23 protein-coding genes are annotated in these 25,908 nt (G+C 49.3%); 7 read left to right on the top strand and 16 right to left on the bottom strand.

The window, feature by feature from the left end; translation table 11 throughout:
• Window positions 1–206: 206 nt before the first annotated feature.
• The 7 genes from METBU_RS0118535 to nadC all read right to left on the bottom strand — a co-directional run bounded on the left by METBU_RS0118535 (window position 207) and on the right by nadC (window position 10,772).
• Window positions 207–860 carry a response regulator transcription factor gene (locus METBU_RS0118535; protein WP_017842045.1) on the bottom strand — a complete coding sequence of 218 codons (654 nt, stop codon included), beginning with the start codon at window positions 858–860 and terminating at the stop codon, window positions 207–209.
• Window positions 848–4,285 (bottom strand): PAS domain S-box protein, encoded by a 3,438-nt coding sequence (locus METBU_RS25480; RefSeq protein WP_017842044.1) that lies wholly within the window; start codon window positions 4,283–4,285, stop codon window positions 848–850. Before METBU_RS25480 ends, METBU_RS0118535 begins: the two co-directional genes overlap by 13 nt.
• Before the next feature lie 411 nt (window positions 4,286–4,696).
• Window positions 4,697–5,895 (bottom strand): IS3 family transposase gene (locus tag METBU_RS0118525; protein WP_085986407.1). Its coding sequence is split into 2 segments (ribosomal slippage): window positions 4,697–5,619 and window positions 5,619–5,895, totalling 1,200 coding nucleotides; the frame shifts between segments, so codons are not numbered across the junction.
• 307 nt (window positions 5,896–6,202) lie between these two features.
• Window positions 6,203–8,407, bottom strand: coding sequence for a putative bifunctional diguanylate cyclase/phosphodiesterase (locus METBU_RS0118515; RefSeq protein WP_017842042.1), 2,205 nt, complete (start codon window positions 8,405–8,407; stop codon window positions 6,203–6,205).
• 70 nt (window positions 8,408–8,477) lie between these two features.
• Window positions 8,478–9,161 carry a hypothetical protein gene (locus METBU_RS0118510; protein WP_017842041.1) on the bottom strand — a complete coding sequence of 228 codons (684 nt, stop codon included), beginning with the start codon at window positions 9,159–9,161 and terminating at the stop codon, window positions 8,478–8,480.
• Window positions 9,162–9,457: 296 nt separating this feature from the next.
• Window positions 9,458–9,940 (bottom strand): flavin reductase family protein, encoded by a 483-nt coding sequence (locus tag METBU_RS0118505; RefSeq protein ID WP_017842040.1) that lies wholly within the window; start codon window positions 9,938–9,940, stop codon window positions 9,458–9,460.
• A 1-nt stretch (window position 9,941) separates the two neighbouring features.
• The gene (gene nadC, locus METBU_RS0118500; protein WP_017842039.1) at window positions 9,942–10,772 is read right to left on the bottom strand and encodes a carboxylating nicotinate-nucleotide diphosphorylase; all 831 of its coding nucleotides are present in this window, start codon (window positions 10,770–10,772) and stop codon (window positions 9,942–9,944) included.
• Window positions 10,773–10,804: 32 nt separating this feature from the next.
• Here nadC and ampD point away from each other — a divergent pair, with 32 nt between their 5' ends.
• Window positions 10,805–11,407 (top strand): 1,6-anhydro-N-acetylmuramyl-L-alanine amidase AmpD, encoded by a 603-nt coding sequence (gene ampD, locus METBU_RS0118495; RefSeq protein ID WP_014149994.1) that lies wholly within the window; start codon window positions 10,805–10,807, stop codon window positions 11,405–11,407.
• A gap of 475 nt (window positions 11,408–11,882) precedes the next feature.
• On the opposite strand, the gene lspA is transcribed toward ampD, so the two are convergent.
• The 4 genes from lspA to METBU_RS28800 all read right to left on the bottom strand — a co-directional run bounded on the left by lspA (window position 11,883) and on the right by METBU_RS28800 (window position 16,686).
• Window positions 11,883–12,356, bottom strand: coding sequence for a signal peptidase II (lspA, locus tag METBU_RS0118485; RefSeq protein WP_017842037.1), 474 nt, complete (start codon window positions 12,354–12,356; stop codon window positions 11,883–11,885).
• A gap of 15 nt (window positions 12,357–12,371) precedes the next feature.
• On the bottom strand, window positions 12,372–15,197 hold the full coding sequence (gene ileS / locus METBU_RS0118480) for an isoleucine--tRNA ligase (protein ID WP_017842036.1): 2,826 nt from the start codon (window positions 15,195–15,197) through the stop codon (window positions 12,372–12,374).
• Between the two features lie 15 nt (window positions 15,198–15,212).
• Entirely contained in the window at window positions 15,213–16,142 is a 930-nt protein-coding gene (gene ribF, locus METBU_RS0118475; RefSeq protein ID WP_026130320.1) for a bifunctional riboflavin kinase/FAD synthetase, read from the bottom strand.
• A 454-nt stretch (window positions 16,143–16,596) separates the two neighbouring features.
• Window positions 16,597–16,686 (bottom strand): lipid II flippase MurJ, encoded by a 90-nt coding sequence (locus tag METBU_RS28800; RefSeq protein ID WP_017842034.1) that lies wholly within the window; start codon window positions 16,684–16,686, stop codon window positions 16,597–16,599.
• A 176-nt stretch (window positions 16,687–16,862) separates the two neighbouring features.
• Between METBU_RS28800 and rpsT the strand changes: the two genes are divergently transcribed.
• Window positions 16,863–17,126 carry a 30S ribosomal protein S20 gene (rpsT, locus tag METBU_RS0118465; protein ID WP_017842033.1) on the top strand — a complete coding sequence of 88 codons (264 nt, stop codon included), beginning with the start codon at window positions 16,863–16,865 and terminating at the stop codon, window positions 17,124–17,126.
• A gap of 45 nt (window positions 17,127–17,171) precedes the next feature.
• Here the strand turns inward: rpsT and proB are convergent, their stop codons facing one another.
• The 4 genes from proB to rplU form a co-directional block, all read right to left on the bottom strand.
• Window positions 17,172–18,293, bottom strand: a complete 1,122-nt coding sequence (gene proB, locus METBU_RS0118460) for a glutamate 5-kinase (RefSeq protein ID WP_026130319.1) — start codon at window positions 18,291–18,293, stop codon at window positions 17,172–17,174.
• On the bottom strand, window positions 18,280–19,314 hold the full coding sequence (cgtA, locus tag METBU_RS0118455) for an Obg family GTPase CgtA (protein ID WP_017842031.1): 1,035 nt from the start codon (window positions 19,312–19,314) through the stop codon (window positions 18,280–18,282). Before cgtA ends, proB begins: the two co-directional genes overlap by 14 nt.
• Window positions 19,315–19,417: 103 nt before the next feature.
• Window positions 19,418–19,675 carry a 50S ribosomal protein L27 gene (gene rpmA, locus METBU_RS0118450; RefSeq protein ID WP_014150001.1) on the bottom strand — a complete coding sequence of 86 codons (258 nt, stop codon included), beginning with the start codon at window positions 19,673–19,675 and terminating at the stop codon, window positions 19,418–19,420.
• Between the two features lie 20 nt (window positions 19,676–19,695).
• A complete protein-coding gene (gene rplU / locus METBU_RS0118445) occupies window positions 19,696–20,007 on the bottom strand; it encodes a 50S ribosomal protein L21 (protein WP_017842030.1) in 312 nt (103 codons plus the stop codon).
• A gap of 266 nt (window positions 20,008–20,273) precedes the next feature.
• Between rplU and ispB the strand changes: the two genes are divergently transcribed.
• The gene (gene ispB, locus METBU_RS0118440; RefSeq protein ID WP_017842029.1) at window positions 20,274–21,284 is read left to right on the top strand and encodes an octaprenyl diphosphate synthase; all 1,011 of its coding nucleotides are present in this window, start codon (window positions 20,274–20,276) and stop codon (window positions 21,282–21,284) included.
• On the opposite strand, the gene METBU_RS0118435 is transcribed toward ispB, so the two are convergent.
• Window positions 21,281–22,858: a sigma 54-interacting transcriptional regulator gene (locus METBU_RS0118435; RefSeq protein ID WP_017842028.1), complete on the bottom strand. Its 1,578-nt coding sequence runs from the start codon at window positions 22,856–22,858 to the stop codon at window positions 21,281–21,283. The genes ispB and METBU_RS0118435 overlap by 4 nt on opposite strands.
• A 273-nt stretch (window positions 22,859–23,131) precedes the next feature.
• Here METBU_RS0118435 and METBU_RS0118430 point away from each other — a divergent pair, with 273 nt between their 5' ends.
• From METBU_RS0118430 to METBU_RS24680, 4 genes are read left to right on the top strand one after another with little or no spacing between them, the layout of a single operon-like run.
• Complete coding sequence (locus METBU_RS0118430) at window positions 23,132–23,707, top strand: beta-class carbonic anhydrase (RefSeq protein WP_017842027.1); 576 nt, start codon at window positions 23,132–23,134, stop codon at window positions 23,705–23,707.
• A 2-nt stretch (window positions 23,708–23,709) separates the two neighbouring features.
• Window positions 23,710–24,444 carry an SDR family NAD(P)-dependent oxidoreductase gene (locus METBU_RS0118425; protein WP_017842026.1) on the top strand — a complete coding sequence of 245 codons (735 nt, stop codon included), beginning with the start codon at window positions 23,710–23,712 and terminating at the stop codon, window positions 24,442–24,444.
• A 29-nt stretch (window positions 24,445–24,473) separates the two neighbouring features.
• A complete protein-coding gene (locus METBU_RS0118420) occupies window positions 24,474–25,064 on the top strand; it encodes a DUF1326 domain-containing protein (protein ID WP_017842025.1) in 591 nt (196 codons plus the stop codon).
• Between the two features lie 59 nt (window positions 25,065–25,123).
• Window positions 25,124–25,819, top strand: a complete 696-nt coding sequence (locus METBU_RS24680) for a DUF2182 domain-containing protein (protein WP_085986406.1) — start codon at window positions 25,124–25,126, stop codon at window positions 25,817–25,819.
• The last annotated feature ends 89 nt before the right edge of the window (window positions 25,820–25,908 follow it).

Genomic DNA, 25,908 nt, shown 5'->3' with positions numbered 1-25,908 from the left:
GTGAATGTCGATTTTGCAGGAGCAAAAATCGACCTAGCACCCCGGCACCTCCATGCGTCAATGCCGAAATTTGAAGTGCGATGGGTATAGGTTAACGCGAACATAAACAGTTACACATCTTAGGAATGAGCAGGAACGTCCCTTTTTTCAATATCGAACAGATTGTTGATAAGGAGGGCTCGGTTAAAACTTATACCGATATCAATTTATTCCGATTCAGAAGAAGATGCCTCCGGCGGCAGTCGACAAGTTTCACACAAACGGGCTAATTCCAGAAGGCTGGTTGCACCCGTTTTTTCCATGACTCGAGCACGGTGCACCTCGACGGTACGGTGGCTGATGCCGAGCTGTCTTGCGATTTCCTTATTGGCATGGCCCGCCACCACCAGCGACATCACTTCCGATTCGCGGGTGGTAAGACCGTTTAAACGCCTACAGAGCGCTTGCTCTGCCAGTAGCGAGTCTTCGTACCTCCGGGCTTCTTGCTCTAGGACTCCCCGAATCCGTTCGATCAATAACTTACTGGAAACGGGCTTCGTCAGAAAATCAACCGCTCCGGCTTTGATCACGCGAACGGTCGTGGGTATGTCTCCATAACCGGTCAGGAAAATGATAGGCAAATGAATATCCCGGCGGGTCAATTCGGTTTGCAACTCGTCGCCGGTCATATCCGGCATGTTGAGATCGAGAACCAAGCATCCTCTCTTACCCGGACAATAAGCTTGCAGAAAATGCTCGGCACTCTCGAAAGCTTGATAATTAAAGCCGGCAACTTCCATAACCTGCCCGAGGCCGTCACGCACCGCATCATCGTCATCGACGATGAAGACGTAGAAGGTTTGAGTGCTTATATCGCGCATGGCAAGGTAAAGTGGATGCTAAGGCCGTTGCCCGCATTTGGCTCGGCCCACATTTTTCCGCCGTGGGCCGCAATCAAAGAACGGCTTATCGCAAGACCCATTCCTAAACCGGCCGGTTTAGTGCTATGAAAAGGTTGAAAGATATTTCTAAGCGCAGCAGGATTCTCGACACCTATTCCGCTATCGCGCACTGTCACCCGAATCATGGTTGGATCGGCCTCATCGCGTTGCGTTGTCACGATGATCGCTTCGGCTTTTTCTCTCTGTTCCAACATAGACTCCAGGCCATTACGTAGCAGATTGATCAATACCTTCTGTATCTGCAGAGCATTGGCCTTAACCGGAGGCAAGTCAACGGCAAGATCCAGCTCAATTTTAAATTCATCAGAGAGCCCATCGGTTTTCATTAAATCGAACACTTCATGGATCGCGGCATTGATATCTACCGGTTCGCTAACGGTTTCCCCTTTTTGCAATAGGCTCACTAATTGCCGTATCACTTCGCCGGCGCGTTGCGCTTGCTGTGAACATTTTTCCATGACTTGACAAAGTTTTTGCGGATTAGGATTATCCGTTTGACACAAATGCAGCGCCACATCGGCATAAGAGGAGATAGCCGACAGCGGCTGGTTCAATTCGTGGGCAAACGCAGCGGCCGTCTGGACCGCAACATATAATCGGGACGACTGTTCCATTTTGTCGCGCCGCTCGTTGAGCTTCTTTTGCTTCATGTAGTCGGTAATGTCTAAATTGATGCCCAGGATACGGTAGGCTCGATTATTTTGATCGCTCAACAAAACACCGCGTGAATGAATCCAACGGTAAGACCCGTCTTTGTGGCGCAAGCGAAACTCCAATTCAAAATTCGGCTTGTGATCGGCAATGAAGTTTTCTATCGTCGCCATGACATATGCTCGATCGTCCGAATGCAAGCGGCTTTCCCAATCCTCGCTCCGGTTAAGTGATTCGCTATCGTCAAGGCCGATTTGCCGTTTTAATTCGGGCGATAAAAATAACTGACGGGTAATCAAATCCCAGTCCCAATATCCGGCATTGACTTCTTCGACGACCAGGGCGAGTCGAGCTTCGGAGTTGCGCAGCTCTTGCTCGGCCTGTTTGAGCGCCGTGATATCTAGAAAAGCCCCCACGGCACCACGCGGCTCGCCTTGTTCGTTAAATAAGGGCGAAGCATTGCCGAGTATTGTTATCTGTTGGCTGTCGGGACGAATAATATCGATGACTTGGTTTTTGACTACTTCTCCGCGAACGGCGCGCCGCATCGGTAAATCCTCATTTGCCAGCTCGAGCCCGTTTTGCATGACACGAATGGCGTTCATAACTTCACTACGGTTGGAAAGACCGACCCTCATCGGTATGCCGAGCATCACCTCAAGCGCCGGATTACCGCGAATATCGTAGACGTCCGAGCCATCGGCAATGCACAGTCCGATCGGTGCAGTATTGAAAATGACTTGCATCTCTTCTACTCTGCGCTCCAAGCTCCGGTTTAGTAAATCAATTTTTTTCTCGGTCAGCTTTCTATCCGTAACATCGACGACATGCACGACGACACCCTTGATCTTTCCGGTCGTATCCGTATTAGGAATATAAGTGGCCTGGACCCAGCGAGGCTCTCCATGCCCGTAGGGTATTTGTTGATCAAAATTTACCTGCTCCCCTGCAAGGGCACGTTCGAAATAGGGTTTAACGGTACGCCAGGCTTCTTGACCGATGATTTCCGGTGCTTTTCGACCAAGGATCCGATCCGCTGTGATACCGAACCATTTTTCATAGGTCGCATTGACTCGCAAATACTTAAACTCGGTATCCAAATAAGAGATCAGCGCGGGCGTCGCGTCCATGATCAAACGTAATTCGTTTTCCCGGTCGCGTAATGTCAATTCGGCCAGCTTACGGTCGGTAATGTCTTGGATATAACCATGCCAGAGAATGCCGCCATCCGTCTCGCTCCGCGGCATCGAATGACCTTCGATCCAAATCTCGCCTTTGGTCGGATGATTGTAGCGGAACGCATCTCGCCAAGCCTGGAGGGTACGAGCCGATTCGGCAATGGTTGCATGGATATGAACGAGATCGTCGGGATGGGTGCGAGCGAAAACAGGGCTAAAATCCTCGACCACAAGCTCGGGGCTGAACCCATATACCGATTCGAACAGCGGACTGGCATAAGGCATGCATGCCGTGCCGTCAGGGCGTAATCGGAACGAACAAATGACCCCAGGCACTGTTGCGGCAACCTTGGTTAATTGGTCCTGTAATCTTATCTGCTCCTTCATGGCCAATTCCGCATTCGTGCGGTCGGTCACGTCGCGCATGATCACGGTAAAGGTTTTCTCGCCGTTTATCTCGCACTTGGAAATGGACGCCTCGATCGGGAACTCTTCGCCATCGGCTCGTATTCCCCTAATGGACGACAGTCCATTTTTTATTCGATGAGCAACTCCTGCATCATCGAATCCACGAATAGATGAGCCATGTGCAGCGCGGAACCGCTCGGGCATAAAACGTTCGATAGTCCCGCCGATGGCTTCATCCGTACTGCAACCGAACATTTTTTCCGCTGCTGAGTTGAATAGCAAAATACGTTGATCGACGTCGATAGTAATAATCGCATCGCTAGCCGACTCGACTATGTCAGCATAGCGCTGCCGACTGTCCCGCAGCTCCAATTCGTTGCGTTTGTGATCGGTAATATCTTGCGTGGTCCCGAACCCGCCTAGCAAGTTGCCCTTTTTATCGTATTCCAGCCAAGCCTTTTCTCGAACCCATTTCACTGCGCCATCTACCAACAAACGGTGCTCGATATCATAGGGCTCGCCGCGCAGACCCGCTCGCCACATCCGGTCGACATAGTCCCGGTCTTCCGGATGCACGATGGCTAGAAAAGTCTGATAGGTCTTCGGCGTGCCTATCGGAATACCGAAAATACGGTGATTCTCGTCGGACCAAATTAATTCGTCACGCTTGATATCCAGCCGCCAGCTACCGATTTGCCCGACCGTTTGCGCACGATCCAAATCCTGTCGACTTTCCCATAACGCATGGGTGATTCGCCTATGAAAGCTGGTTGTCGCGACCATAACCACTGAGACAAAGCAAAAGGCTGCGTTTAATATCAATAGGTCGTCGAATTCGGTCTCGGCCGGAAACAATATCAGTGCATTGACTGCGATCAAGGATAATGCCGCCGCAAGAAAGCCGGGGTTCTTCCCTAACCAGAAAGAGACCAGATTAATCCCGAAAGCAAATAACAAAAATGCAGCGCGATCACCTATCACTGGAAAATAAATGGTCGCGAATGTCGTGGCGACGACGACCAGTACCGCCAGTCCGTATCGCAACACGGCAGGTTGATCGCCTAAATCAAAGAAAATTGTTTGGATTTTACATCGCGCGTCGGTCATCGGCTCTGATATTCAATGTTTATTGACGAGTGTCAATTTTGGGTCGAGCTACATAAATTGTGTTTGCCTAACAAATTGATATTCTTTCTCTCATCTACTGTCAATAAGCTCTCATTCTATAGTGGACCCCATTGTCCAGACAATTTATCACCGAGTTTAAGAGGGTGTTGTCTTTGTTACAGCTGACTGGCGCTGCCCCAATTCTTCTCTATTGTCTAAACCAATGACTCAAAAATTAAGTCATTTCCTTTTTCATTTTATTAAATTGTTATTATTGCGCCGCAGGCATTTTGATATTCCATCATGCTTGCTGCGGCGGAATGTGGTCAAAGGGTGAATTAGTGTGGGTAAGCTCGTGGTAAACTGCCTAAGCAGTTTTCTATCAGCTTATCCACACGTTCCGAAGGAAATTCACGCTTTGTCCACATGGAGTCCGCCGGTAGTCTCTTTATCTGTCCGTTCGTTAAATTTATCCACAATCATTGCCCCACCGCCTTCCGCTGTCTGATAGATTTGATCAGGTGTTTTATAGCCTAATGCCTGGTGATATCGCTCACCGTTGTAGAAGGCAAAATACTCGGTCAACCCCAACAATAGCTCAGGCATATAAACATAGTTTTTCGGATAAATATCCTCGTACTTAACACTCCGCCAGAGACGTTCAACAAAGATATTGTCCAATGCTCGCCCCCGTCCATCCATGCTGATTTTGATGCTGTTTTCTTGTAACACAGCGACCCATTTGTCACTGGTGAATTGCGAACCCTGGTCGGTGTTGAAAATCTCCGGTGCTCCGTATTGCTTGAGAGCAGCCGTTAAACAGTCCACACAAAACCCAACATCCATCGTGTTCGACACCCGCCAAGCCAAGATTTTGTGGCTGTACCAATCCATAATCGCCACCAGGTATACAAAACCATGTGCGAGCCGGATGTAGGTGATGTCCGTACTCCAGACCTGATTCGGGCGAATCACACTGAGCCCTCTGAGCAAATACGGATAAACCGTATGTTCAGGATGTTTTTTGCTAGTATTCGGGCCTGGAACCATCGCAATCAGGCCCAATATCCGCATCAAGCGTTGCACACGCTTTCGGTTCACGGCATGACCTTGCATGCGTAGCCAAACCGTCATTTTCCGGCTGCCATAAAAGGGATGCCGAGTATATTCTTCATCCAGTAAGCGTAGCAACATCAGTTCGACTTCATCTACTTCGTGCTTGTCCGTATACACTGTCGATCGTGCGATGCCAGCCAGTCGGCACTGTGCGGCTACCGACAGTCCAGCACTTGAATTAATCCAGCCCTGACGCAGGCTTAAAGGTTGATCCCGGACTTTTTTTTAAGCCATTCCAGCTCCATGTTGAGCTGGCCAATCTTGGCGTACAAGCGCTCTGGATCGCTTTGCGGATCAATGGCCTTGGGGCCACGCTTTACGTCAAACAATTGACTGGCATTTTCCAATAAAGCCTTCTTCCATAGACCTACTTGGGTCGGATGAACACTATAGTCTTGTGCTATTTCATTAACCGTTTTACTCCCTTTTACAGCCTCCAGTGCCACTTTAGCCTTTTGTGTACTGGTCATCAACGTGCGCTTTTTTTCACTCATTCTCGCCTACCTTTTTTATGATAGACACCATCTTAAACTATTGTCTGGATTTTGGGGTCCACTATATTCTTTACAAGCAAAGAGATCTCAACGATCGCTCGAATTGCGTCAATATCTGGTTTTTTAAAACACTGATTAGCTACTTATCGACCAAGTCTTAACATTTTCTGACAGGACCCCCCCTATTTTCAATACAAACAGAAACTTATGCATTTTTGGGCAGTCCTTTTCGGTTCCGGCTTGTCCGGGTAGGGTAAAAGTAGTGATGATTTCAGAAAAGACTCAAACCTGTTTTTCAGTCGACCGTTCATTCGCGTTTCTGTAGCAACGTATCAAAGGCTTCGGCGGATAGGGGTTTTGAAAGTAGGTAACCTTGAGCAAAATCACAGCCCATTTTTTCGAGTTGCTCTCGCTGTTCATGGGTTTCCACCCCTTCCGCGATCACCTTTATCTTGAGTTTGTGCGCCATAGCAATCATCGCTTCACAAAGCATTATTTTATTCGATTGATTCAGCAACTGGCTGACAAACGACCGATCTATTTTTAGATATGCAATATGAAATTTTTGCAAGCAGGACAATGATGAGCAACCGGTGCCAAAATCGTCGATACTGATCGGCATGCCAATTTCACAGAACGAAGACAAAGTGCTTGAAATAGCATGTGAAGTGTCCAATAGAAGACCTTCGCCTATTTCGACTCCAATACTGTCAACCGTAAGTCCATTTTGTTGCAAATGCTCGAACCAACTATTTTGATGTTCGCTGCCGTAATGGAATAACATTGGAGAGCCGTTGATGCTGATCTGAAAACGTTTATCAAAATATCTTCGCCAGAGCTTCACTTGTCGTGCCGCTTCTTTAAATACCCAATCGCTAATTTCAACGATTAATCCTGTTTTCTCGGCAACCGCAATAAAATCCGTCGGATTAAGCCATCCCTGCTGCGGATGTCGCCAGCGGATCAGCGCCTCCGCCTTATAAATTACTCCGCTTGCCAATTCGATAATGGGCTGATAGTGCAACTGCAACTGATTATCGGCAAGCGCATCTCGCAAATCGTTATCTAAAATGGCTTGGGATCGAACAGTCTCCTGTATGGTATGAGTGAAATAACTGAACCGGTTACGGCCCGCCTCTTTGGCGTCATACATGGCTTGATCGGCATTCTTCATCAATGTTTCAATTTCGGAGGCATCCTCCGGATAAAATGTGATACCGATACTAGCGGAAATATTGACCTTTTTGCCATTCAACAAAAGCGGCTCAGCCAGTTGTTGCAATATACCTTGAGCAATGCGTTCAATGCTGACACGATCCTCCATTTCATTCAGAATAATGGCGAACTCATCGCCGCCCAAGCGCGCCACCGTGTCGGTCTCGCGCACACAATGGTTCAACCGCCGCGCAATCTCCAACAACAGACTGTCACCCATGTCGTGCCCCAAGGTATCATTGATTTCCTTGAAACGGTCGAGGTCAAGCAACATCAAAGCCATCGTCCGACCTTCCCTGTAGGCTTGTTTGATTGCCAATTGCATGCGGTCATAAAACAAATACCGGTTGGGTAAGCAGGTTAGCTGATCGAAGTTTGCTCGTTTCCACATCGTTTCTTCCGCGCGCTTGCGGTCGGTAATGTCGGTGCTAATCGCGACACGCTGCAGTACCTTACCGTTGCTGTCGTAATTGGTATTGATTCTCAACCATTCAAGATAAATTTCACCATTCTTGCGACGCTTCCAAATCTCGCCCTGCCAATGTCCGGTTTTCCGCAAGGCCTTCCAGATATTCAAATAGAAACGACTGTCATGGCACTCGGATTTATAAAAATGTGCGAATTGACCGACGACTTCCTCTTCGGTGTAGCCGGTAAGTTTTGTGAAAGCGGGATTGACGGCAACGATACGGTAACTGGCGTCGGTAATCAAAATAGCTTCGTCTATCGCCTGATAGGCCATTGTGGCAATTTGTAATCGACGCTCGGTTTGCTTGCGTTCGGTAATGTCCGAAACCGCGGCACGACAGATTTGAAGTAAAGGATCGGCAATGGCCTTAATTTCTATCCAAATCATTCGCCCGGCTATTTTTAACGTCACCTCGCAGCTTTGATGATGCCTGATTGAAAATGTTTTCTCCAGAAAAGCATTGAATGTAGATTGAGACTCTTCAGCGACTAGCTTTGCAAAATGTTGTAGGCATAAAGTCGACCGCGGTATGCCAAGCAGCCACTCTGCAGCCTGATTAGCATCGACAATGCTGCTATCGGAGGCCAGCATGAAATAGGCAACGGGTATAAAATCGTCGAGCTTGTTGTAACGTTCTAACGAGGCATCAAGTTGAGTCGGGGCAATGCGCAACTTGTCCAGTTCGCCCCGGCGGGCTTTTAGTTGGCGTTGTAGATTTTGGGAACCTGTCGCTTTTTGGGCGATTGCCGCCGACATTTTACTGAGTTGTAGTTCAGTTTGCTGAGGCAGATGGCTGTCATCGATAGTGCTATGGGGCATCTTTTTCATAAAACAGCTAACCCCCTCGAATTTATTGAAAACAATGAACCTAGACTAGTTGTCGATAGCGCCTTTTTAGTTAGTTCTTTGTCAGTATCTTGCCCTGGTCAAGTATTGATCCAATTTGTTCAAATTGAAGGACATTTCTATCGGTCGATAACACAAAGTCGGCCAGCGCAGTAATTGCGAGCCAATTTGACCTATCATTGATAAAATTGAATGCGTCCATGAAGAGCGTATTGAGTTTTTTCTCTCTAAGTTCCCGAGTCACAACAAAGCAATCAAGATACTCGTTGACTAGCTCCAAATCGGATGATCCGCCATAATATTGCAGCGCCTCGATATTCACTAGCCGAGGGTTTATGGGCTCATTGTCGCGCAATGCGATATATCTGGCTTCGGCCAGCGGTCCAACGAGTAAATTGATGATATCGGCTTCGAAAGCACACTGATAAACAAGCTTTTGTGCATTAGAAAAGTATTTTGTCGTTTCGTGAAACGAGGTTGCTATCGTATGAATCAAGCGACCACCTTCTACTTTAGCCATATAGCGAGCCGATCGATCTCCCAAACGCTCGGACGACTGAAAGTCGGTATTTAACGGTTTGACACATATCTGAAAAAAAACCGGCGGCAGTCCTTTCTGTTGGTTGCCCAAATGTATGGCTGCAGCATGGCCCGCTTCATGGAAAGCGATGTTACGGCTAATTTCTCTATGGGATTGTGAAGATGAGACCTTAAGATTAAAGGTACGATTCATCATGGTGAGCTCTCTCTTAAGATATAGGATTATTCTGTTTTATCGGGGGGTTAGTATCTATGAATCATCATCTGAAAACTATACGTATGAATACTTACGAACTGATGTTTCAGAGTACAGAAAATCGAATAAGAGAGATCTGCTTCTGGCAGCAAATCGACCCGTAGCTTTTGCTAATGAAATTTAGCTAGACCAAGGAATGGAAAGAATCCCGAGCGGCATCGAAGGATGAAACAGCTGATCATCGCGTACATCAGCCATGTGGGGTCTATCAAACAACAGCGGAAGGCTTATTCTTGCTATTCCTGGTAAAGCTCACTGCTGCCATCCATATCGCCGGTCTGACTATAGAGCATCGAAGGACCGCTTCTAAGCATCGCCGCATCGACGACGCTCAACACAGCGATGCGATGATCGCCGGCATCGGTGAAATGGCTGAGCTCGCAATCGAAATAGGCGAGACTTTCAGGTAATACCGGTGCGCCGGTTTTCGCCTGTTGCCAGGCATATCCCGTCATTTTATCGGGTACGGAGCGGCCGAAATGTTCCGCGATAGCCATTTGATCTCGACCTAGGACATTGACTGTACAGCATCGGCCCGATTCGAGCAGCCGATAAGAATTGTGCTCAGGATTGATGCTCAGCGCCAACATGACCGGATCGAAAGACACCTGCATGAGCCACGCTGCGGTAAAGGCATTGGTTTTTTCGCGGTCGCGCACGCCGATCACATAAACGCCGTGATTGATTAGCCGGCATAAATCCGCTATTTTTTCGCTCATGTCAATTCACCAGGTTGATACGCATCGAAAGGTCGATCGCTTTAACATTTTTGGTCAAAGCCCCTACTGAAATAAAATCGACGCCGGTTTCGGCAATTTTTTTAACGCTTTTCAGATCGACATTACCGGACGCTTCCAACTCGACCCGGTCGCCGTTTAGCTTAACCGCGGCCTTCAAATCGTGAAGGCTGAAATTATCGAGCATGATCCGGTCCGGCGCGGCAGCAAGCGCCTGTTCAAACTCTTGAAGATTCTCCACTTCAATTTCGACCGGCAATTCGGATATTTCGCGCGCCATTTGCACTGCGGCGGCAATCGAGCCCGCCGCAATGATATGATTTTCTTTGATCAAGATACCGTCGAACAGCCCAAGCCGATGATTAATACAGCCGCCGCAAGCCACTGCGTATTTTTGAAGTTTTCTCAAACCGGGTAGGGTTTTGCGCGTGTCGAGGATTCGGCAATTCGTTCCGGCTACGGCATCGGCGTATTCTCTCGCTTGCGTCGCGGTTGCGGACATTGTTTGTAGAATATTTAACGCACTTCGTTCGCCGGTCAACAAGGCACGAGCATTACCCTGTAACCGACATAGCACAGTATCCTTGGAGACCTTATCACCTTCGGTGACTAGCCATTCGATATGTACATTTTCGTCTAGGAGCCGGAACACGGCGTCGAAACAGGCGTGTCCGCACAAAACCATGTCTTCACGCGTGATGACTTCAGCCCGAGCGTTTTTGTTTTCGGGAATGATTTGCGCGGTAATATCGCCGGTACCGATATCTTCTTCGAGGAAAAGTTGAATTTGCTCAATAATGGACGATTGGTTCATACTTTAATGCTCCGCATAATTTTAAAAAGCCCATGATACTCTCGAATCACTGTCTCGATGATTGTACGCAAAGGCCTTCACCGAATCATGACGAACGCCCCGACCCTAACGATATTTCGCTAATTGTGATTCATTGCATCAGCTTGCCGCCCGGCGAATTCGGCACGCCGCATATCGACCGCTTGTTTAGCAATACATTATGTCCCGGCGATCACCCTTATTTTCAAGACATTCATCAAATAAGAGTCTCGGCGCATTTGCTGATCCGAAGGACCGGCGAAGTCGTACAATACGTACCATTCGACAAACGCGCCTGGCATGCGGGCCTTTCAAGCTATCGAGGCCGCGAACGCTGTAATGATTTTTCAATCGGCATCGAGCTCGAAGGGACCGAAACATCTCCCTACACCGACGAGCAATATGAACAACTCGCGGCAACGCTCCAGTGTCTATTTAAGCATTATCCGAAATTGTCCAAACAAACGCTGACCGGACACAGCGATATTGCACCTAACCGCAAGACCGACCCGGGCCCGTCGTTCGATTGGGATAGGCTGCTCGATTTATTAAGGAACGAGCATGAAATAACTTCGACAAATGTGGAAAGGGGGTTCGGTGGCTCGATTGACAGGTGACGGCGGCAGGGCAGATTTTTGCTCCTCGGCAATTGCTCCTGCATTGCTCTACTACACGCCATCCATGGCGTAATGCAAAATCTGCATTCATGCCATCCATGGCAATCAGATTCCGCCGTCAAGCCTACATGGGCGTATTCACGGCGTCCTGTCAAGCGAGTCACCGAACCGCCACAATGCTTAATGCTTGTAGAAGTTATTTTGTGCATATTCCTACTCCCTTTTGATTGAAAAACCGTCTAAGAATAAAAGGTATGGGATGTGTCTATCGAGGACCGCCGTGAACCCTTCCATGGGGGCTTGACGGCAGCGATCCCTGCTGCCGACATCCTCGCTAGCCACACCCCACACCTTCATAAAGTTAGCCATTTTTTGAGTATAAAGGGAGTAACGTAGTGTAGGCTTCGAGAACCCTTTCGAGCGAACCGGGTCAGGATACTCATCAAAAGGTACGCATTGCGTACACACCGCTTTTTCACGAGGCTTCGTCTTTTTTGCCAAAACCGAACGACTCGGCAATCATCAACGCGACACCGATCGTAATTGCCGAGTCGGCGATGTTGAACGCCGGCCAATGCCAATCCTGATAATAAACATCGAGAAAGTCGATTACATAACCGTAAGCGAGCCGGTCGATCAAATTGCCGACCGCACCGCCCAGCACCAATGCCAACGAAACCGCCAACAGGGTTTCATGCCGCTTGAGCCTTGCCAACCAAACCGTTATCACAACGCTGATCACGAAGGCCAGCACGGCAAAAAACCAGCGCTGCCAGCCGCCGGCTTCGCTCAAGAAACTGAACGCCGCACCGGTATTATGCACATAGGTCAGATTAAAAAACGGCAATACTTGAATCGATTGATAAAGCTGCATGTTTGCCGCTACCGCAAGCTTGGTAACTTGATCCAGAACCAGCACGACAAACGATAACCAAAGCCATTTATACATACGACTAGTCCTTATTTACGCGTAATGCCTGACTTCGCCGTCGCCGACTATATTCTCGACGCAGCGTCCGCACAATTCCGGATGATTCGGATCGACGCCAATATCGGCGCGCTGGTGCCAGCAGCGCACGCATTTGGCATGCTCGGATACCGAAACCTTGATCTTTAATCCTTCCAACTCGGATTGAACGGCATCATCGGGACTCGATGCCAGCTCTTGAACAGTTGCCGCAGACGTAATAAACACAAAGTGCAATTCGCTCTCGAGTTGTTTCAAGACAGGGAAGTAGCGTTCGTCGGCATACAAAGCGACCTCGGCATTGAGGGATGCGCCGATCGCACCGGTTTTGCGCACCCGCTCCAATTCCTTGCTGACCGCTTCGCGCACGGCCATTACCTTTACCCAAAAGGCTCTGTCCATCGAAGAATCTTTGTCCAACTCGAAAAGCCCTTGGTACCAAGTTTCGAGAAATACGGATTGACTGCGCTGCCCCGGCAAATAGTGCCAGATTTCGTCGGCGGTATAGCTGATGATTGGCGATAGCCAACGCGTCAATGCCTCGGCGACATGATACATCGCGGTTTGCGCGGAACGGCGCGCCAAACCGTCCTCTTTCGCGGTATATTGCCGGTCTTTGATGATGTCCAGATAAAACCCGCCGAGGTCGACTGCGCAGAAGTTATGCACTTTTTGGTAGACCTGGTGGAATTGATAGCTTTCGTATGCGGCAACGACCTCTTGCTGCAAACAATAAGCGCGGTCGACGACCCAGCGGTCCAATGCCAATAGTTCGTTCGCAGGAACCTTATGCAGGGCCGGATCGAAGCCGTCCAAATTGGACAGCAAGAAACGCGCGGTATTACGCAAGCGTCGGTAGACATCGGAGGTTCTTTTCAGAATTTCGTCCGAGACATTCATTTCGGCGCGATAATCGGTCGCCGAAACCCACAAACGCAACACATCGGCACCCAAGGTTTTCATGATCGTTTGCGGCGCGACAACGTTACCGCTCGACTTGGACATTTTTTTGCCGTCCGCATCAACCGTGAAGCCGTGCGTCAATACCGCTTTATAAGGCGCCACACCGCGCATCGCAACCGATGCCAAGAGGGACGATTGAAACCAACCGCGATGTTGATCCGACCCTTCCAAATACAAGTCTGCCGGAAAATCCAGGTTATCCCGGGCATCGAGTACGGCATAATGCGTCACACCGGAATCGAACCAGACATCGAGCGTATCTTGCATTTTTTCGTAATGTTCGGCATCGGCACCGAGTAATTCGGCCGCGTCCAATTCGAACCAGGCGTCGATGCCTTTTTGTTCGATGCGCAGAGCCACTTGTTCGATCAATGCCTCGGTGTTCGGATGCAAGTCGCCGGTTTCCTTATGCACGAATAACGCAATCGGCACGCCCCAGGTACGCTGACGCGATACGCACCAATCCGGACGGCCGCCGACCATGCCTTCGATACGGGCCTGCCCCCAGTCCGGTATCCATTGGACCTTGCCTATCTCCTCAAGCGCCTTGTCGCGCAAACCGTTTTTCTCCATCGAGATAAACCATTGCGGCGTCGCGCGGAAGATGATCGGCGTCTTATGCCGCCAGCAATGCGGATAACTGTGCAGCATCGATTCGTGATGCACCAGTTTTCCTCGCTCAGCCAAAACAGCCAAGACATGATCGTTCGCGGTAAAAACATGCTCGCCGGCAAACAATTCGGTATTCGGCAAGAATACACCGTTGTCGCCGACCGGGTTATCGACCGGCAAATCGTACTTCAAGCCGACGACATAGTCTTCCTGACCATGACCGGGCGCAGTATGTACCGCCCCGGTACCTGCCTCGATCGTGACATGATCGCCGAGTATCACCGGCACTTGGCGCGCATAGAACGGATGTTGCAACAACTGATTTTCCAAAGCGTCGCCCTTGCAATAAGCGATCACATGATAATCTTCAAAGCCATAACGAAGCATTGCATCTTTCAGTAAGGCTTCGGCCAAGACCAGCCTTTCCTTCGCGCCGTCTTTTTCGCATTGCACGACCGCATATTCCAATTCCGGGTTCAATGCTACAGCCTGGTTGGCCGGCAAGGTCCACGGCGTGGTCGTCCAAATCACGACCGAGATTGGGCCTTCGCCTTCGTGCTCGGGCACATGATGACAGCGCGCCAAAAATGCGGCTTCATCGACGACCTGAAAACGCACATCGATGGCCGGCGAATGCTTGTCTTCATATTCGACTTCGGCCTCGGCCAGCGCCGAACCGCAATCGGTACACCAATGTACAGGTTTAGCGCCTTTACTGAGATGACCGTTTTTGCTGATCTTGCCGAGTGCGCGAACGATATCGGCTTCGAACTTGTAATTCATCGTCAAATACGGGTTATCCCATTCGCCCAATACACCCAAGCGAATGAATTCGCCCTTTTGCATCTCGACTTGCTTGGCCGCATAGTCGCGGCAGGCATTGCGGAATTCGGCCTCGGAAACTTTGCCGCCGGCCTTGCCGACTTTCTTTTCGACCATCAGCTCGATCGGTAGACCGTGACAATCCCAACCCGGTACATAAGGCGCATCAAATCCGCTCAATGATTTAGACTTGACGATGATATCTTTCAAAACTTTATTGACCGCGTGACCGATATGAATCGCACCGTTCGCATAAGGAGGTCCGTCATGCAGAATGAAGCGAGGGCGGCCGGCAAACTCTTCCCTGATTTTTCGATACAGATCGATGTCGTTCCAAGCCGCCAGCCGCTCCGGTTCGCGTTGCGCCAGATTGGCTTTCATCGGAAAGTCCGTTTTAGGTAAATTCAGTGTAGTTTTATAATCCATCGTCGTTAACTTAAGTTAAATCAGTAAAATTTTTTTAGCTTCGGCCACATCGTTGACGATTTGCGCCTTGAGTTCGGTCAGCGAAGGAAAACGCATTTCATTTCTTATTTTCTTCTTGAAATGCACTTCGACATAGTGCCCGTAAATATCGCGATTGAAATCGAATAAATGGGTTTCCAAAATCACCTTCGAACCGCCGCCCACGGTCGGCCGGGTTCCGACATTAGCAACACCGGGAATTTCCCGTCCGTCGATGCCTGTCATGACAACCGCGAACACACCCTCGATCGGCGTGTTTTTTCGCGATAGCTGAATGTTCGCGGTTGGAAATCCTATCGTGCGCCCTATCTTATCGCCATAGGCCACTCGACCACAAACCGAATAAGAACGCCCCAGCATACTGGCCGCATAATCCAAGTCGCCCTCGCCCAAGGCATCCCGAATCATCGTGCTGCTAACTCGATGCCCGTCCAATTGGTAAGAAGGCGTATCTTCGACTTGAAAGCCGAATTCAAGGCCCTTTTCCTTCAGCATCGCGAAATTACCGCGCCGCGCCTTGCCGAAATGAAAATCATCACCGACCACGAGATATTTGACATTCAGCCGTTTCAGCAAAATACCTTCGATAAAAGCCTCTGCATCCAAATCGGCAAAGAAGCGATTAAAACGTAGTATCAATACTCGATCAATCGGCGAATCCGAGAACTGAATAATTTTTTCCCGTAATCGGGTCAGACGCGACGGCGCATTTCTGCCTTGAAAATATTCCAATGGCTGGGGTTCGAATATCAAAGCGACCGACGGCAACCCCATTTCCCGGCCTTGCCGTGCCAATTTGTCGATAACCGCCCGGTGACCTAAGTGCAAACCGTCGAAATTGCCTATCGTCAGCACACAACCTTTCGGCATGGGCTCAATGTGAGCCAATCCTCTTATCAATCGCATGAACACATCTTGCTGGAAAAACAGTGAATTCTACCATTATCCGGCGTATGTGACCGACAATTTGCACCCCAGCAGCAATTCCCAATTTGGAAATCAAAAAGGGTGTGGGGTATGCTTGGCGAGGATGTCGGCAGCAGGGGCAGATTTTTGCTCCTCGGCAATTGCTGAGTTACATGGATGTAATGAATGCAGAAAATGCAGGAGCATTTTTCTGTCCTGCATTGCCCTACTACACGCCATCCTTGGCGTAATGCAAAATCTGCATTCACACCATCCTTGGCGCTTAGCTGCCGCCAAGCCCCCATGGATGGGTTTACGGCGTTCCTCGACAGGCATACCCCACACCCTAAAATCGGCGAAACTGCTCAAACTGGGAATTGCTGGAAAAACGCGCCGCCTATACTCAACCTAAGTCACAACAAACCCGCAAGTAAAACGCTCCAGGCCAAAGCCACTATCGGCGCCGCAAAAAATTTGGTATTTTGAAAGCCACGAAAAATGCATCAGGAGCCGCATCGACGCCGAAAAGCCTGGCAATCAACATATTTCTAAGGCATCCACAATACGCGAAAGCATCGTCATAAAACTGGCGATCATTGTTGTTTTAACAATCTCCCTGCCCAAAACGACTATTTCTCACATCATTAAAAATTGACAATAGTAGCACTACGCAAGATAATATGCGGTCTTATTAACTCACCCTTTACGAATCGATATACTATGGCTAATACAGCACAAGCTAAGAAGCGGGCGCGACAAGCGGAAAAAAGCCGCATTCGTAACGCTGGACAACGCAGCAATCTGCGTACTTTCATCAAAAAAGTTCTGGCTGCGGTCAACGCAGGCGACAAAGAAAAAGCGCAAGCCGCTTTTCAAACTGCGGTCCCCATTATCGATTCCGCAGTCAACAAAGGCCTGATCCACAAAAACAAAGCCGCACGCAGCAAAAGCAGATTAAACGCCAAAATTCGCGGCCTTGCTTAATCGATAAAAAAGCCGAATGCAACGCCCTTCGGCTTTTTACCCCCCTTACATCACCACCATATTGTCACGATGAATTAATTCCTCATCGTCTGCATACCCGAGAATACGCTCGAATTCCGAACTCGGCCTTCCGACAACTTTTCTCACATCTTCCGCGCTATAATTAATCAACCCTCGCGCAACCTCCATCCCTTGAGCACTCACGCAAGAAACCAATTCGCCGCGCTGAAACCCGCCGATTACGTTTTTTACCCCCACCGCCAACAAGCTTTTGCCGGCATCCCTTAAAACCCTCACCGCACCGTCATCCAATTCCAGACGTCCCTTGACCTGCAACTGCCCGGCCAACCAACGCTTTCTCGCCAATAACGGCCCAATACTCGGCACCATATAGGTACCAATCAATTTACCCGCAACGACTTCAGCAATCACGTTCTCCGCGACACCGGCCGCAATCACCGTGGCCGCGCCGGAACGCGAAGCCAATCTTGCCGCACGCACCTTGGTATACATCCCTCCTCGACCAAGCCCGCTACGACTATCTCCAGCCATGGTATCGAGACTGGCATCATTCACATTGATCTCCGAAACCAAACGCGCAGCCGGATCGACACCGGGATCAGCGGTAAACAACCCTTGCTGATCAGTTAAGATAATCAACAACTCGGCTTCAATAAGGTTCGCCACCAACGCACCCAATGTATCGTTATCGCCGAAACGAATTTCTTCAGTCGCCACCGCGTCATTTTCATTAATTACCGGCACGACACCGAATTTGAGCAGCGCCAACAGCGTGCTTCTGGCATTTAAATAACGCCGCCGATCCGACAAGTCATCATGCGTCAACAAAACCTGAGCCGCATGCAATCCGTGTTGCTGAAAATTATTTTCAAAAACTCGGACCAACCCCATCTGCCCCACCGAAGCCGCCGCCTGCAATTCATGCAATGTTTTCGGACGAACCCTCAAACCCAAACGAGCCATACCCTCGGCCACCGCCCCCGAAGACACCAAAATCACTTCGATGCCGCGCGCGCGCAAACTTGCCATTTGCTCGACCCAAGCCGCAATCGCCTCCTTGTTGAGACCTCGCCCGCCGGCGGTCAATAAAGAACTACCGATCTTGACCACTACCCTTTTCGTTTTAGCAAAATCACTTCTGCTCACTGTCGCCCCGCCGTCGCTCTTCCAAAAAAATCATGATCGCAAACATCAATTCACGCGTTCCTTCACCCTGCAAGGCCGAAACCTTGAACACGGGCCCCTGCCACTCCAATTCGTCGACAATAGCCTGGCAATACTGTTCAACCGAATCGGGTTCAAGCCTGTCGATTTTATTCAGCACCAACCAGCGAGGCTTATCGGCCAAATCATCACTCCACGACTTCACCTCCCGAATAATCTTACGCGCCGACACCACCGGCGAATCCATCGATTCATAAGGCATTACATCGATCAAATGCAGCAACAATCCGGTACGCGATAAGTGCTTTAAAAACTGCAAGCCCAATCCGGCACCTTCGGCCGCACCCTCGATTACACCGGGAATATCGGCGATAACGAAACTGCGCAAATCATCGACCCTAACCACGCCCAAATTCGGATGCAAAGTCGTAAAGGGATAATCGGCGACTTTCGGACGAGCCGACGACACCGCTCGTATCAGACTGGATTTACCGGCATTGGGCAAACCCAAAAGCCCGACATCGGCAATCAGAGTCAATTCCAGCTTGAGCATACGATGCTCGCCCGGCGTCCCTTTCGTCGCCTGCATCGGCGTACGATTAATGCTACTCTTGAACCGCGTATTTCCCAGACCATGAAAACCGCCTTGAGCGACCAGTAACCGCTCACCCGCCTTGACCAACTCACCCAAAACCTCACCGGTTTCAGCCTCAGTCACCAAGGTTCCGGGCGGCACAGGCACCAAGCAATCCTCACCTTTCTTACCGGTACAGTTGCGGGCCATACCGTTTTGCCCTCGCTGCGCCCTATGCACCGGCTGATAACGAAAATCCACCAAGGTATTAACGTTTTCGGTAGCCACCAAATAGACACTACCGCCATCACCTCCGTCACCACCATCCGGCCCGCCTTTCGGAATAAACTTTTCACGACGAAAACCGACAGCGCCATTGCCGCCATCACCCGCCTCAACCCGAATCACCGCATCATCAACAAATTTCATCGCTTACACGTCGCATCTTCATCCGTTCACAAACAAAAAAGCCCCACCTTGAAGGGCGAGGCTTTTCATTAAACACTGCTTGCCGCGAATGCGGCGCAACGTCTTATGCAGCAACAATACTGACAAACTTGCGTTTATTAGGCCCTTTGACCTGAAAAACGATTTTGCCCTCTGCCGTTGCAAATAAAGTATGATCTCTACCGCAGCTAACATTATCGCCCGCATGAAATTTAGTGCCGCGCTGACGCACGATAATATTTCCCGCTTTTACGACTTGGCCGCCGAACATTTTAACACCCAAGCGTTTTGCATTGGAATCGCGACCGTTCCGAGTACTACCACCCGCTTTCTTATGAGCCATTACCCTACTCCCAAAAAAATTTAAGCAGAAATACCAGTAATCTGGACTTCTGTGAAATACTGACGATGCCCCATTTGCTTCATATGGTGCTTACGTCTTCTGAATTTAATAATTTTGATTTTTTTGTGCCTACCTTGAGACACCACAGTCGCCGTAACCTTGCCGCCTTCGACATAAGGCTGACCGACTTTTACAGCATCACCCGACTGAACCATCAGCACTTTATCGAATTCAACGCTATCGCCTGTTCCCAGCTCAAGTTTTTCTATTTTTAAGGTCGCACCTTCCTCAACCCGGTACTGTTTTCCACCTGTTTGAATTACCGCATACATCCGCGTCAGCTCCATCAAGCAACTATCTGTTAAAAGTAAACAGACAATTATATTTTTAAAAAAAAGTTACGTCAAACTTATATCCAACGAACTATTCGATTGCAATGCATAAAATAACACAACAAAGCTATTGACACCAATATACTTTATTCAATAGCATGGTCAGTTATCTTAGCCTTTACCCGAAAATAACTTTATTAATCGGATTTCACGGGCAGCACACCCGAATCAAACTTTAATTGACATTATTGAGCACTCATCGACTCATGGCATCCCAAACCAACCTTAGCCCGAATACTAAGCAACATCCGGATTTCAACACTATCAAGGAACTCACAACCGAGGAAACTAAAGCGGTCGACCAGCTAATCCTCGACGAGTTAAGCTCCGATGTCATTCTCATTAATCAAGTAGGCCATTATATTGTCGGCAACGGCGGCAAGCGTTTGCGCCCGATGTTACTATTATTGGCAGCCAAAGCGCTCGGCCCAATCCATAATCATCATCTCATTTTAGCCGCAGTCATTGAATTCATCCATACCGCAACTTTACTGCATGACGACGTGGTGGACGAATCGGAATTACGACGCGGCAAGGAATCCGCTAATGCGGTTTGGGGCAATGCTGCCAGCGTTTTAGTAGGCGACTACCTGTATTCGAGCGCCTTTGAAATGATGGTAAGAACCAACAACATGCGCGTAATGGAGATCCTATCCAAAACCACGACCGCGATTGCCGAAGGCGAGGTATTGCAACTACTTAACTGCAACAACCCGGAGACCACCGAAGCCAAATATCTTGAGGTCATCTCGCGCAAAACCGCAATTTTATTCAGCGCCGCCACGCGACTCGGCGCAGTAATTTCGCAAAGCGCCCCGGAAATTGAAGACAACCTCGCACGATACGGACAACATCTTGGCATCGCTTTTCAATTAATCGACGACGCCCTCGACTACAAAGCCACCAAGGAAGAACTCGGTAAGAATCTCGGCGACGACCTGGCCGAAGGCAAGCCCACACTACCGTTGATTCATGCAATTCAAGTCGGCACCCCCGAAGAAACGCAAATCATCATAGACGCAATCAAAACCGGCGACCGCGACGCCTTTCAAGAAGTCTATACCGTCGTACAAAAAACCCAAGCTATCGCCTACACCGAACAAAGAGCCCACGAAGAAGCCCAAAAAGCAATCGACGCACTAACCATATTACCTGACTCAACTTACAAGGCCGCCCTGATTGCTCTCGCCGAATTTTCGGTTCAGCGAAATTATTAACCATCGACATCCAAACCCGGATTAACGCGAAATTGACCGGCATCCATTCCGTACTTTTTTAGCTTTCCGTACACCGCTCTCGGCGTCAGATCCATCGCTGCAGCCACCTTTTTGACATCACCGCGATGCTGGCGTAAAGACGCTTGCAAAAAATTCCGCTCCGCATCCGCGACTACGCCTTCCTTGATGTCTCGCCAATTATCGCCAACCGCCTCAGGAGAGGGCATCTCCAGATCAAGCTGCGTAATTTCGGAGCCGGATACAAACAAAACCGCACGCTCCAATACATTCTCCAACTCTCTGACATTACCGGGCCAATGATAAGCGCGAATCTTTTGCATCACGCCCCGGCTAACCGAAAGCACCGTTTTATTATATTTTTCGCCCAACCTTTTCAAGATAACCTGAACCAAATACGGAAAATCCTCCCCTCTTTGCGCCAATGGCGGAATAGATAACCTCACCACATTCAAACGATAAAACAAGTCTTTCCGAAACAAGCCCTGCTCGACACGCTCCTGCAAATCCTGATTTGTCGCAGAAATCAAACGCACATCGACCTCAATGGTTTTTTTTCCACCAACGCGCTCCAACTCACCCTCTTGCACCACTCTTAACAGACGGGTCTGTGCGGCCGCAGACAACGAATCCACCTCATCTAGAAACAGCGTACCGCCATCGGCGCGCTCAAAAACACCTTGCTGGATCTCCACCGCCCCGGTAAATGCCCCTTTTTCATGCCCGAATAACGCACTCTCTATTAAGGTATCGGGAATCGCACCGCAATTAATTGCCATGAAAGCTTGACCACTACGCCAGCTCATCGCATGAATAGCGCGCGCAACTAACTCTTTACCAACCCCGGTTTCCCCTTGAATCAACACCGTCGCAACAGTCGGCGCAATTTTTTCAATCGCCTGCAATACTTTTTGCATGACCGGAGATTTTGCCACTATAACGGGCGGCTGCTTTTTAGTAGGCCTTGGCGATTTCAATCGCCATATTTTTTGCATGCTCTCTTCAATGCGAGAATGTAAATCCGTCATATCCTTCTCACCTTCTTCACTATTTCGATGACCATATTCAAGCCCCGGACGTCCTTTTGCCTCTTCCTCATTCAGATATACCGACACATCGCAGCCGCCGTCCTTACGAGCGATGCTCTTAGCGATTTCCACCTTGGCATAACCGAAGTTTCTGGCCGCAATCCCGCCGAAAACACTAGAGGTCATCCGGCATAATTCGGGAAAGTGCGTAACCCCTTCCCCAAAGGGACAGCAACTATTTTTAACCCGAACACATTGACTATCCGCCGAGACCAGAGAAAACCCACCGCCGATTTTATTTTTTAACCCAACAATTAACTCGATATAACTTTCCAGTTCCAACGCATCTTTGATATTGCGCTCTTCTCGATAAGTTTCTTCAAAAAACCTTCCCGCAGTTCGAGCGATGTATTCGATAAGCTCCTCGCTATGAGTTTTGCCTTGCTGTTCGGCAGCATGCATCAACTCCAACACAAAAGTCTGTAAAAAAAAGGTTGGCGTTAAATCGGAAAATGAAGTCTCATTCATGCGGCTCTCGTGTGAAATCTAATTTCACTAATTGAACCATAATTTCACAATATTTCCCAGGAAACTTTCTAACCCATTGTATTCACAAACCTTATAATTTTGCGATTCGATGGCATGCAAAATGCCTGACTTTATAAGATAAACCTTTTGAAATGAGTCCCAATTTAAAATATCAGCCTGCGCTTAATCCTTTGGAAACCCAACCCATTTATACTAAATACGCAGACGATAATAACGAAGCACTATTAAAACAACGATAATGAGGAGAAACACATGAGCAATGTATTGAATGAAGTTTTACTTGCCAACCGCGAATACGCCAATAGTTTCGACAAAGGCGACCTGCCGATGCCGCCGGGACGTCGTTTCGCAATCTTGACCTGCATGGATGCTCGTCTCGACCCCGCTAAATACGCCGGCCTTTCCGAAGGCGACGCTCACGTCATCCGCAATGCCGGCGGACGCGCCAGCGACGACGCAATCCGTTCGCTAGTTATTTCCTACAAACTCTTGGGTACCCGAGAATGGTTCGTAATCCATCACACCGATTGCGGTATGGAAACCTTCACGAATGAAATTATGGGCGATTTATTATCTAGCAGTCTAAAAACCGCCTCGGTCGATGCCGATGGCTGGCATGACAGTTGCGAAGGGCCCGGTTGCACCGACGGCAAATACATCAATTGGCTGACCATCAAGGATCAGGCGCAAAGCGTGACGGAGGACGTGATGCGCATCAGAAACAGCCCGCTGGTACCGTCCGATATTCCGATTTACGGCTATATCTATGACGTCAAAGACGGTAAATTGATAGAAGTTCCCGAAGCGACTGCGGCGGGACGCGCATAACGATGCAGCAGCCATGTTCAGCCGTAGTTATTGGGGTAGGTCCGGAACAAGGATTGGGCGCCACACTCGCCAAATGTTTTTCATCAAAAGGCTTGCACGTTTTTATTGCAGGCCGAAGTGAGGATAAGCTGCTACATGTGGTCAAAACCATCCGCCAACAAGGCGGATCGGCCACCTTAGTCGTCGCCGATGCAACGGTTGAACATGACATCGCGCATCTTTTCGAAACGATAGCCTTACAGGGTTATCCACTCGAAATTGCCGCCTACAATGTCGACAGCAATATTCGTAGCCCACTTTTGGAAACCGAAAACGAAACATTCGCTCGTTTGTGGCAGCAAAATTGTTTGGGTGGATTTTTATTCGGCAAGGAAGCCGTCTCTCTCATGCTCGAACGCGGCAAAGGTACGCTGTTTTTTACAGGCGCCACCGCTTCACTGAGAGCAAAACCGCCGTTTACCGCTTTTGCTTCCGCCAAAGCCGGACTTAGAGCCTTGGCGCAAGGTATGGCGCGAGAATTCTCGCCGCGCGGGATTCACGTCGTGCATACGATTCTCGACGGCGTGATCGACGGCGAACGAGCCAGAAAGCAATTCCCCGAATTTGTCGCACAAAAGGGCCCGGAAGGCTTGATGCAACTCGATGCAATCGCCGACACCTATTGGGCGATGCATCAACAACATCGGAGCGCTTGGACGCACGAGCTCGACTTGCGACCTTTTAAAGAATCTTTTTGACAGAACGTTATGAACCAGACCGATAAAACTTGGCATTTACAAGGCGCTATTTCGAAGCTTGTAACTGCGAAACCGCCTGCCCTTGCATCTGGCTAAAACCTCCTAGCGAAGGCGCCTGTAAATTACTGGTCGCTTGGCATATCGAGACAGGCCATTACCAACAGATTACGCTCGACAATCTTAATGTAGTCCTGGCCTGCTACTCGCCAGGGACGATGATCGAAGGCAACTGGCAAGCCGCTCTCTACATCGACGACCGCGCCGACGACAACCAAGCAAACGCGATTACCGAAATATTCGGCGGCCGCGCGGGCGGGCATCCGCAAATTTTGATGAGTTTAGTTAGTGAAGTACTTGGCATCGAAAAAACGCCGATACACTATTCGTCCGAAAAAAACCAACGCCGCCTGAGCATTCCGGGCATCGCCGAAGCCGAAATCGAAAGCATTCAAGGCATATCCGGCGGCGAATCGACAATCAGCAATCCGCCTCTGTGCGTGGTTCCTTCACACGCCTCGATCGTCGCACGCTCCAAACATTACCGTTATAAAGATTACCAATACGACTGGACCTTCTCGGAACGCAACGGCTTTTATTCCGATTTCGAATACCACCCCTAAGCCGTGACCCGAACCCAAAATACGCTGTTTGCGGCCTTACTGGCCGTCAATCTCATGGCATGGGCCGGAGTATTCTGGCAATACCGCTACATGTCCGAAACGCCAATGACGGAAATGTGGATGCGCCCTCCGCGACTTCAGCATGGTCGGCCTTCGATTTCGGTATCGTCTTTTCTATGTGGGCCGTCATGATGATCGCGATGATGCTTCCTTCCGCATTTCCGACCGTGATGGCATTTGCCACCATTTGCCGCAAACGAGGTCAAAACCTTTTTCGTTTATCCCCGCTGTTCGTGCTCGGCTATTTGAGCATCTGGCTTTTATTCAGCATTGTTTTAGCGCTATTGCAGTGGCAAATGCACGGCCTGCTCTGGCTGTCTCCAATGATGGACAACAACAATCGGATTCTCGCGATTGCGATATTAGTAATGGCCGGCGCCTATCAGTTTTCCCCGACTAAAAATGCTTGCCTAAGCTATTGCCAAAGCCCGGTAGGATTTTTAATGAACCGATGGCGCGATGGAGCAATGGGCGCTTATCGAATGGGCATACAACATGGAGTTGTTTGTTTGGGCTGTTGCTGGGCCGAAATGCTCGTGATGTTTTCGGTCGGCCTGATGAACATTACCGGCATGCTGGTATTAACCTTGATCATAACGCCCGAAAAATTAAGCCCATTCAATGCCGCAATCAGCGCCAGAATTGGTGGACTTCTATTTTTCGCTTGGGCAGGCGGAGTCATGCTTAGCGACTAACGCTCGCTAATCGAGAAAAAAGGCACATCCTTGTGTTAGATTTAGGAAAGACCACTCTAAAACCGGCCCGCTCCGGGCCGGTCAAGACA

The organism is Methylotuvimicrobium buryatense 5G, from assembly GCF_000341735.1.
GTDB lineage: Bacteria > Pseudomonadota > Gammaproteobacteria > Methylococcales > Methylomonadaceae > Methylotuvimicrobium > Methylotuvimicrobium buryatense.
Note: the sequence above shows the minus strand (reverse complement) of the source record. Positions and strands in the feature narration are given on the sequence as shown.

What these genes read in the sequence shown, in the direction of transcription:
- METBU_RS0118535 (WP_017842045.1), bottom strand. Translation starts at nt 860, where the DNA reads ATGCGCGATATAAGCACTCAAACCTTCTACGTCTTCATCGTCGATGAC.
- METBU_RS25480 (WP_017842044.1), bottom strand. Translation starts at nt 4,285, where the DNA reads ATGACCGACGCGCGATGTAAAATCCAAACAATTTTCTTTGATTTAGGC.
- METBU_RS0118515 (WP_017842042.1), bottom strand. Translation starts at nt 8,407, where the DNA reads ATGAAAAAGATGCCCCATAGCACTATCGATGACAGCCATCTGCCTCAG.
- METBU_RS0118510 (WP_017842041.1), bottom strand. Translation starts at nt 9,161, where the DNA reads ATGATGAATCGTACCTTTAATCTTAAGGTCTCATCTTCACAATCCCAT.
- METBU_RS0118505 (WP_017842040.1), bottom strand. Translation starts at nt 9,940, where the DNA reads ATGAGCGAAAAAATAGCGGATTTATGCCGGCTAATCAATCACGGCGTT.
- nadC (WP_017842039.1), bottom strand. Translation starts at nt 10,772, where the DNA reads ATGAACCAATCGTCCATTATTGAGCAAATTCAACTTTTCCTCGAAGAA.
- ampD (WP_014149994.1), top strand. Translation starts at nt 10,805, where the DNA reads ATGATACTCTCGAATCACTGTCTCGATGATTGTACGCAAAGGCCTTCA.
- lspA (WP_017842037.1), bottom strand. Translation starts at nt 12,356, where the DNA reads ATGTATAAATGGCTTTGGTTATCGTTTGTCGTGCTGGTTCTGGATCAA.
- ileS (WP_017842036.1), bottom strand. Translation starts at nt 15,197, where the DNA reads ATGGATTATAAAACTACACTGAATTTACCTAAAACGGACTTTCCGATG.
- ribF (WP_026130320.1), bottom strand. Translation starts at nt 16,142, where the DNA reads ATGCGATTGATAAGAGGATTGGCTCACATTGAGCCCATGCCGAAAGGT.
- METBU_RS28800 (WP_017842034.1), bottom strand. Translation starts at nt 16,686, where the DNA reads ATGTTGATTGCCAGGCTTTTCGGCGTCGATGCGGCTCCTGATGCATTT.
- rpsT (WP_017842033.1), top strand. Translation starts at nt 16,863, where the DNA reads ATGGCTAATACAGCACAAGCTAAGAAGCGGGCGCGACAAGCGGAAAAA.
- cgtA (WP_017842031.1), bottom strand. Translation starts at nt 19,314, where the DNA reads ATGAAATTTGTTGATGATGCGGTGATTCGGGTTGAGGCGGGTGATGGC.
- rpmA (WP_014150001.1), bottom strand. Translation starts at nt 19,675, where the DNA reads ATGGCTCATAAGAAAGCGGGTGGTAGTACTCGGAACGGTCGCGATTCC.
- rplU (WP_017842030.1), bottom strand. Translation starts at nt 20,007, where the DNA reads ATGTATGCGGTAATTCAAACAGGTGGAAAACAGTACCGGGTTGAGGAA.
- ispB (WP_017842029.1), top strand. Translation starts at nt 20,274, where the DNA reads ATGGCATCCCAAACCAACCTTAGCCCGAATACTAAGCAACATCCGGAT.
- METBU_RS0118435 (WP_017842028.1), bottom strand. Translation starts at nt 22,858, where the DNA reads ATGAATGAGACTTCATTTTCCGATTTAACGCCAACCTTTTTTTTACAG.
- METBU_RS0118430 (WP_017842027.1), top strand. Translation starts at nt 23,132, where the DNA reads ATGAGCAATGTATTGAATGAAGTTTTACTTGCCAACCGCGAATACGCC.
- METBU_RS0118425 (WP_017842026.1), top strand. Translation starts at nt 23,710, where the DNA reads ATGCAGCAGCCATGTTCAGCCGTAGTTATTGGGGTAGGTCCGGAACAA.
- METBU_RS24680 (WP_085986406.1), top strand. Translation starts at nt 25,124, where the DNA reads ATGGGCCGGAGTATTCTGGCAATACCGCTACATGTCCGAAACGCCAAT.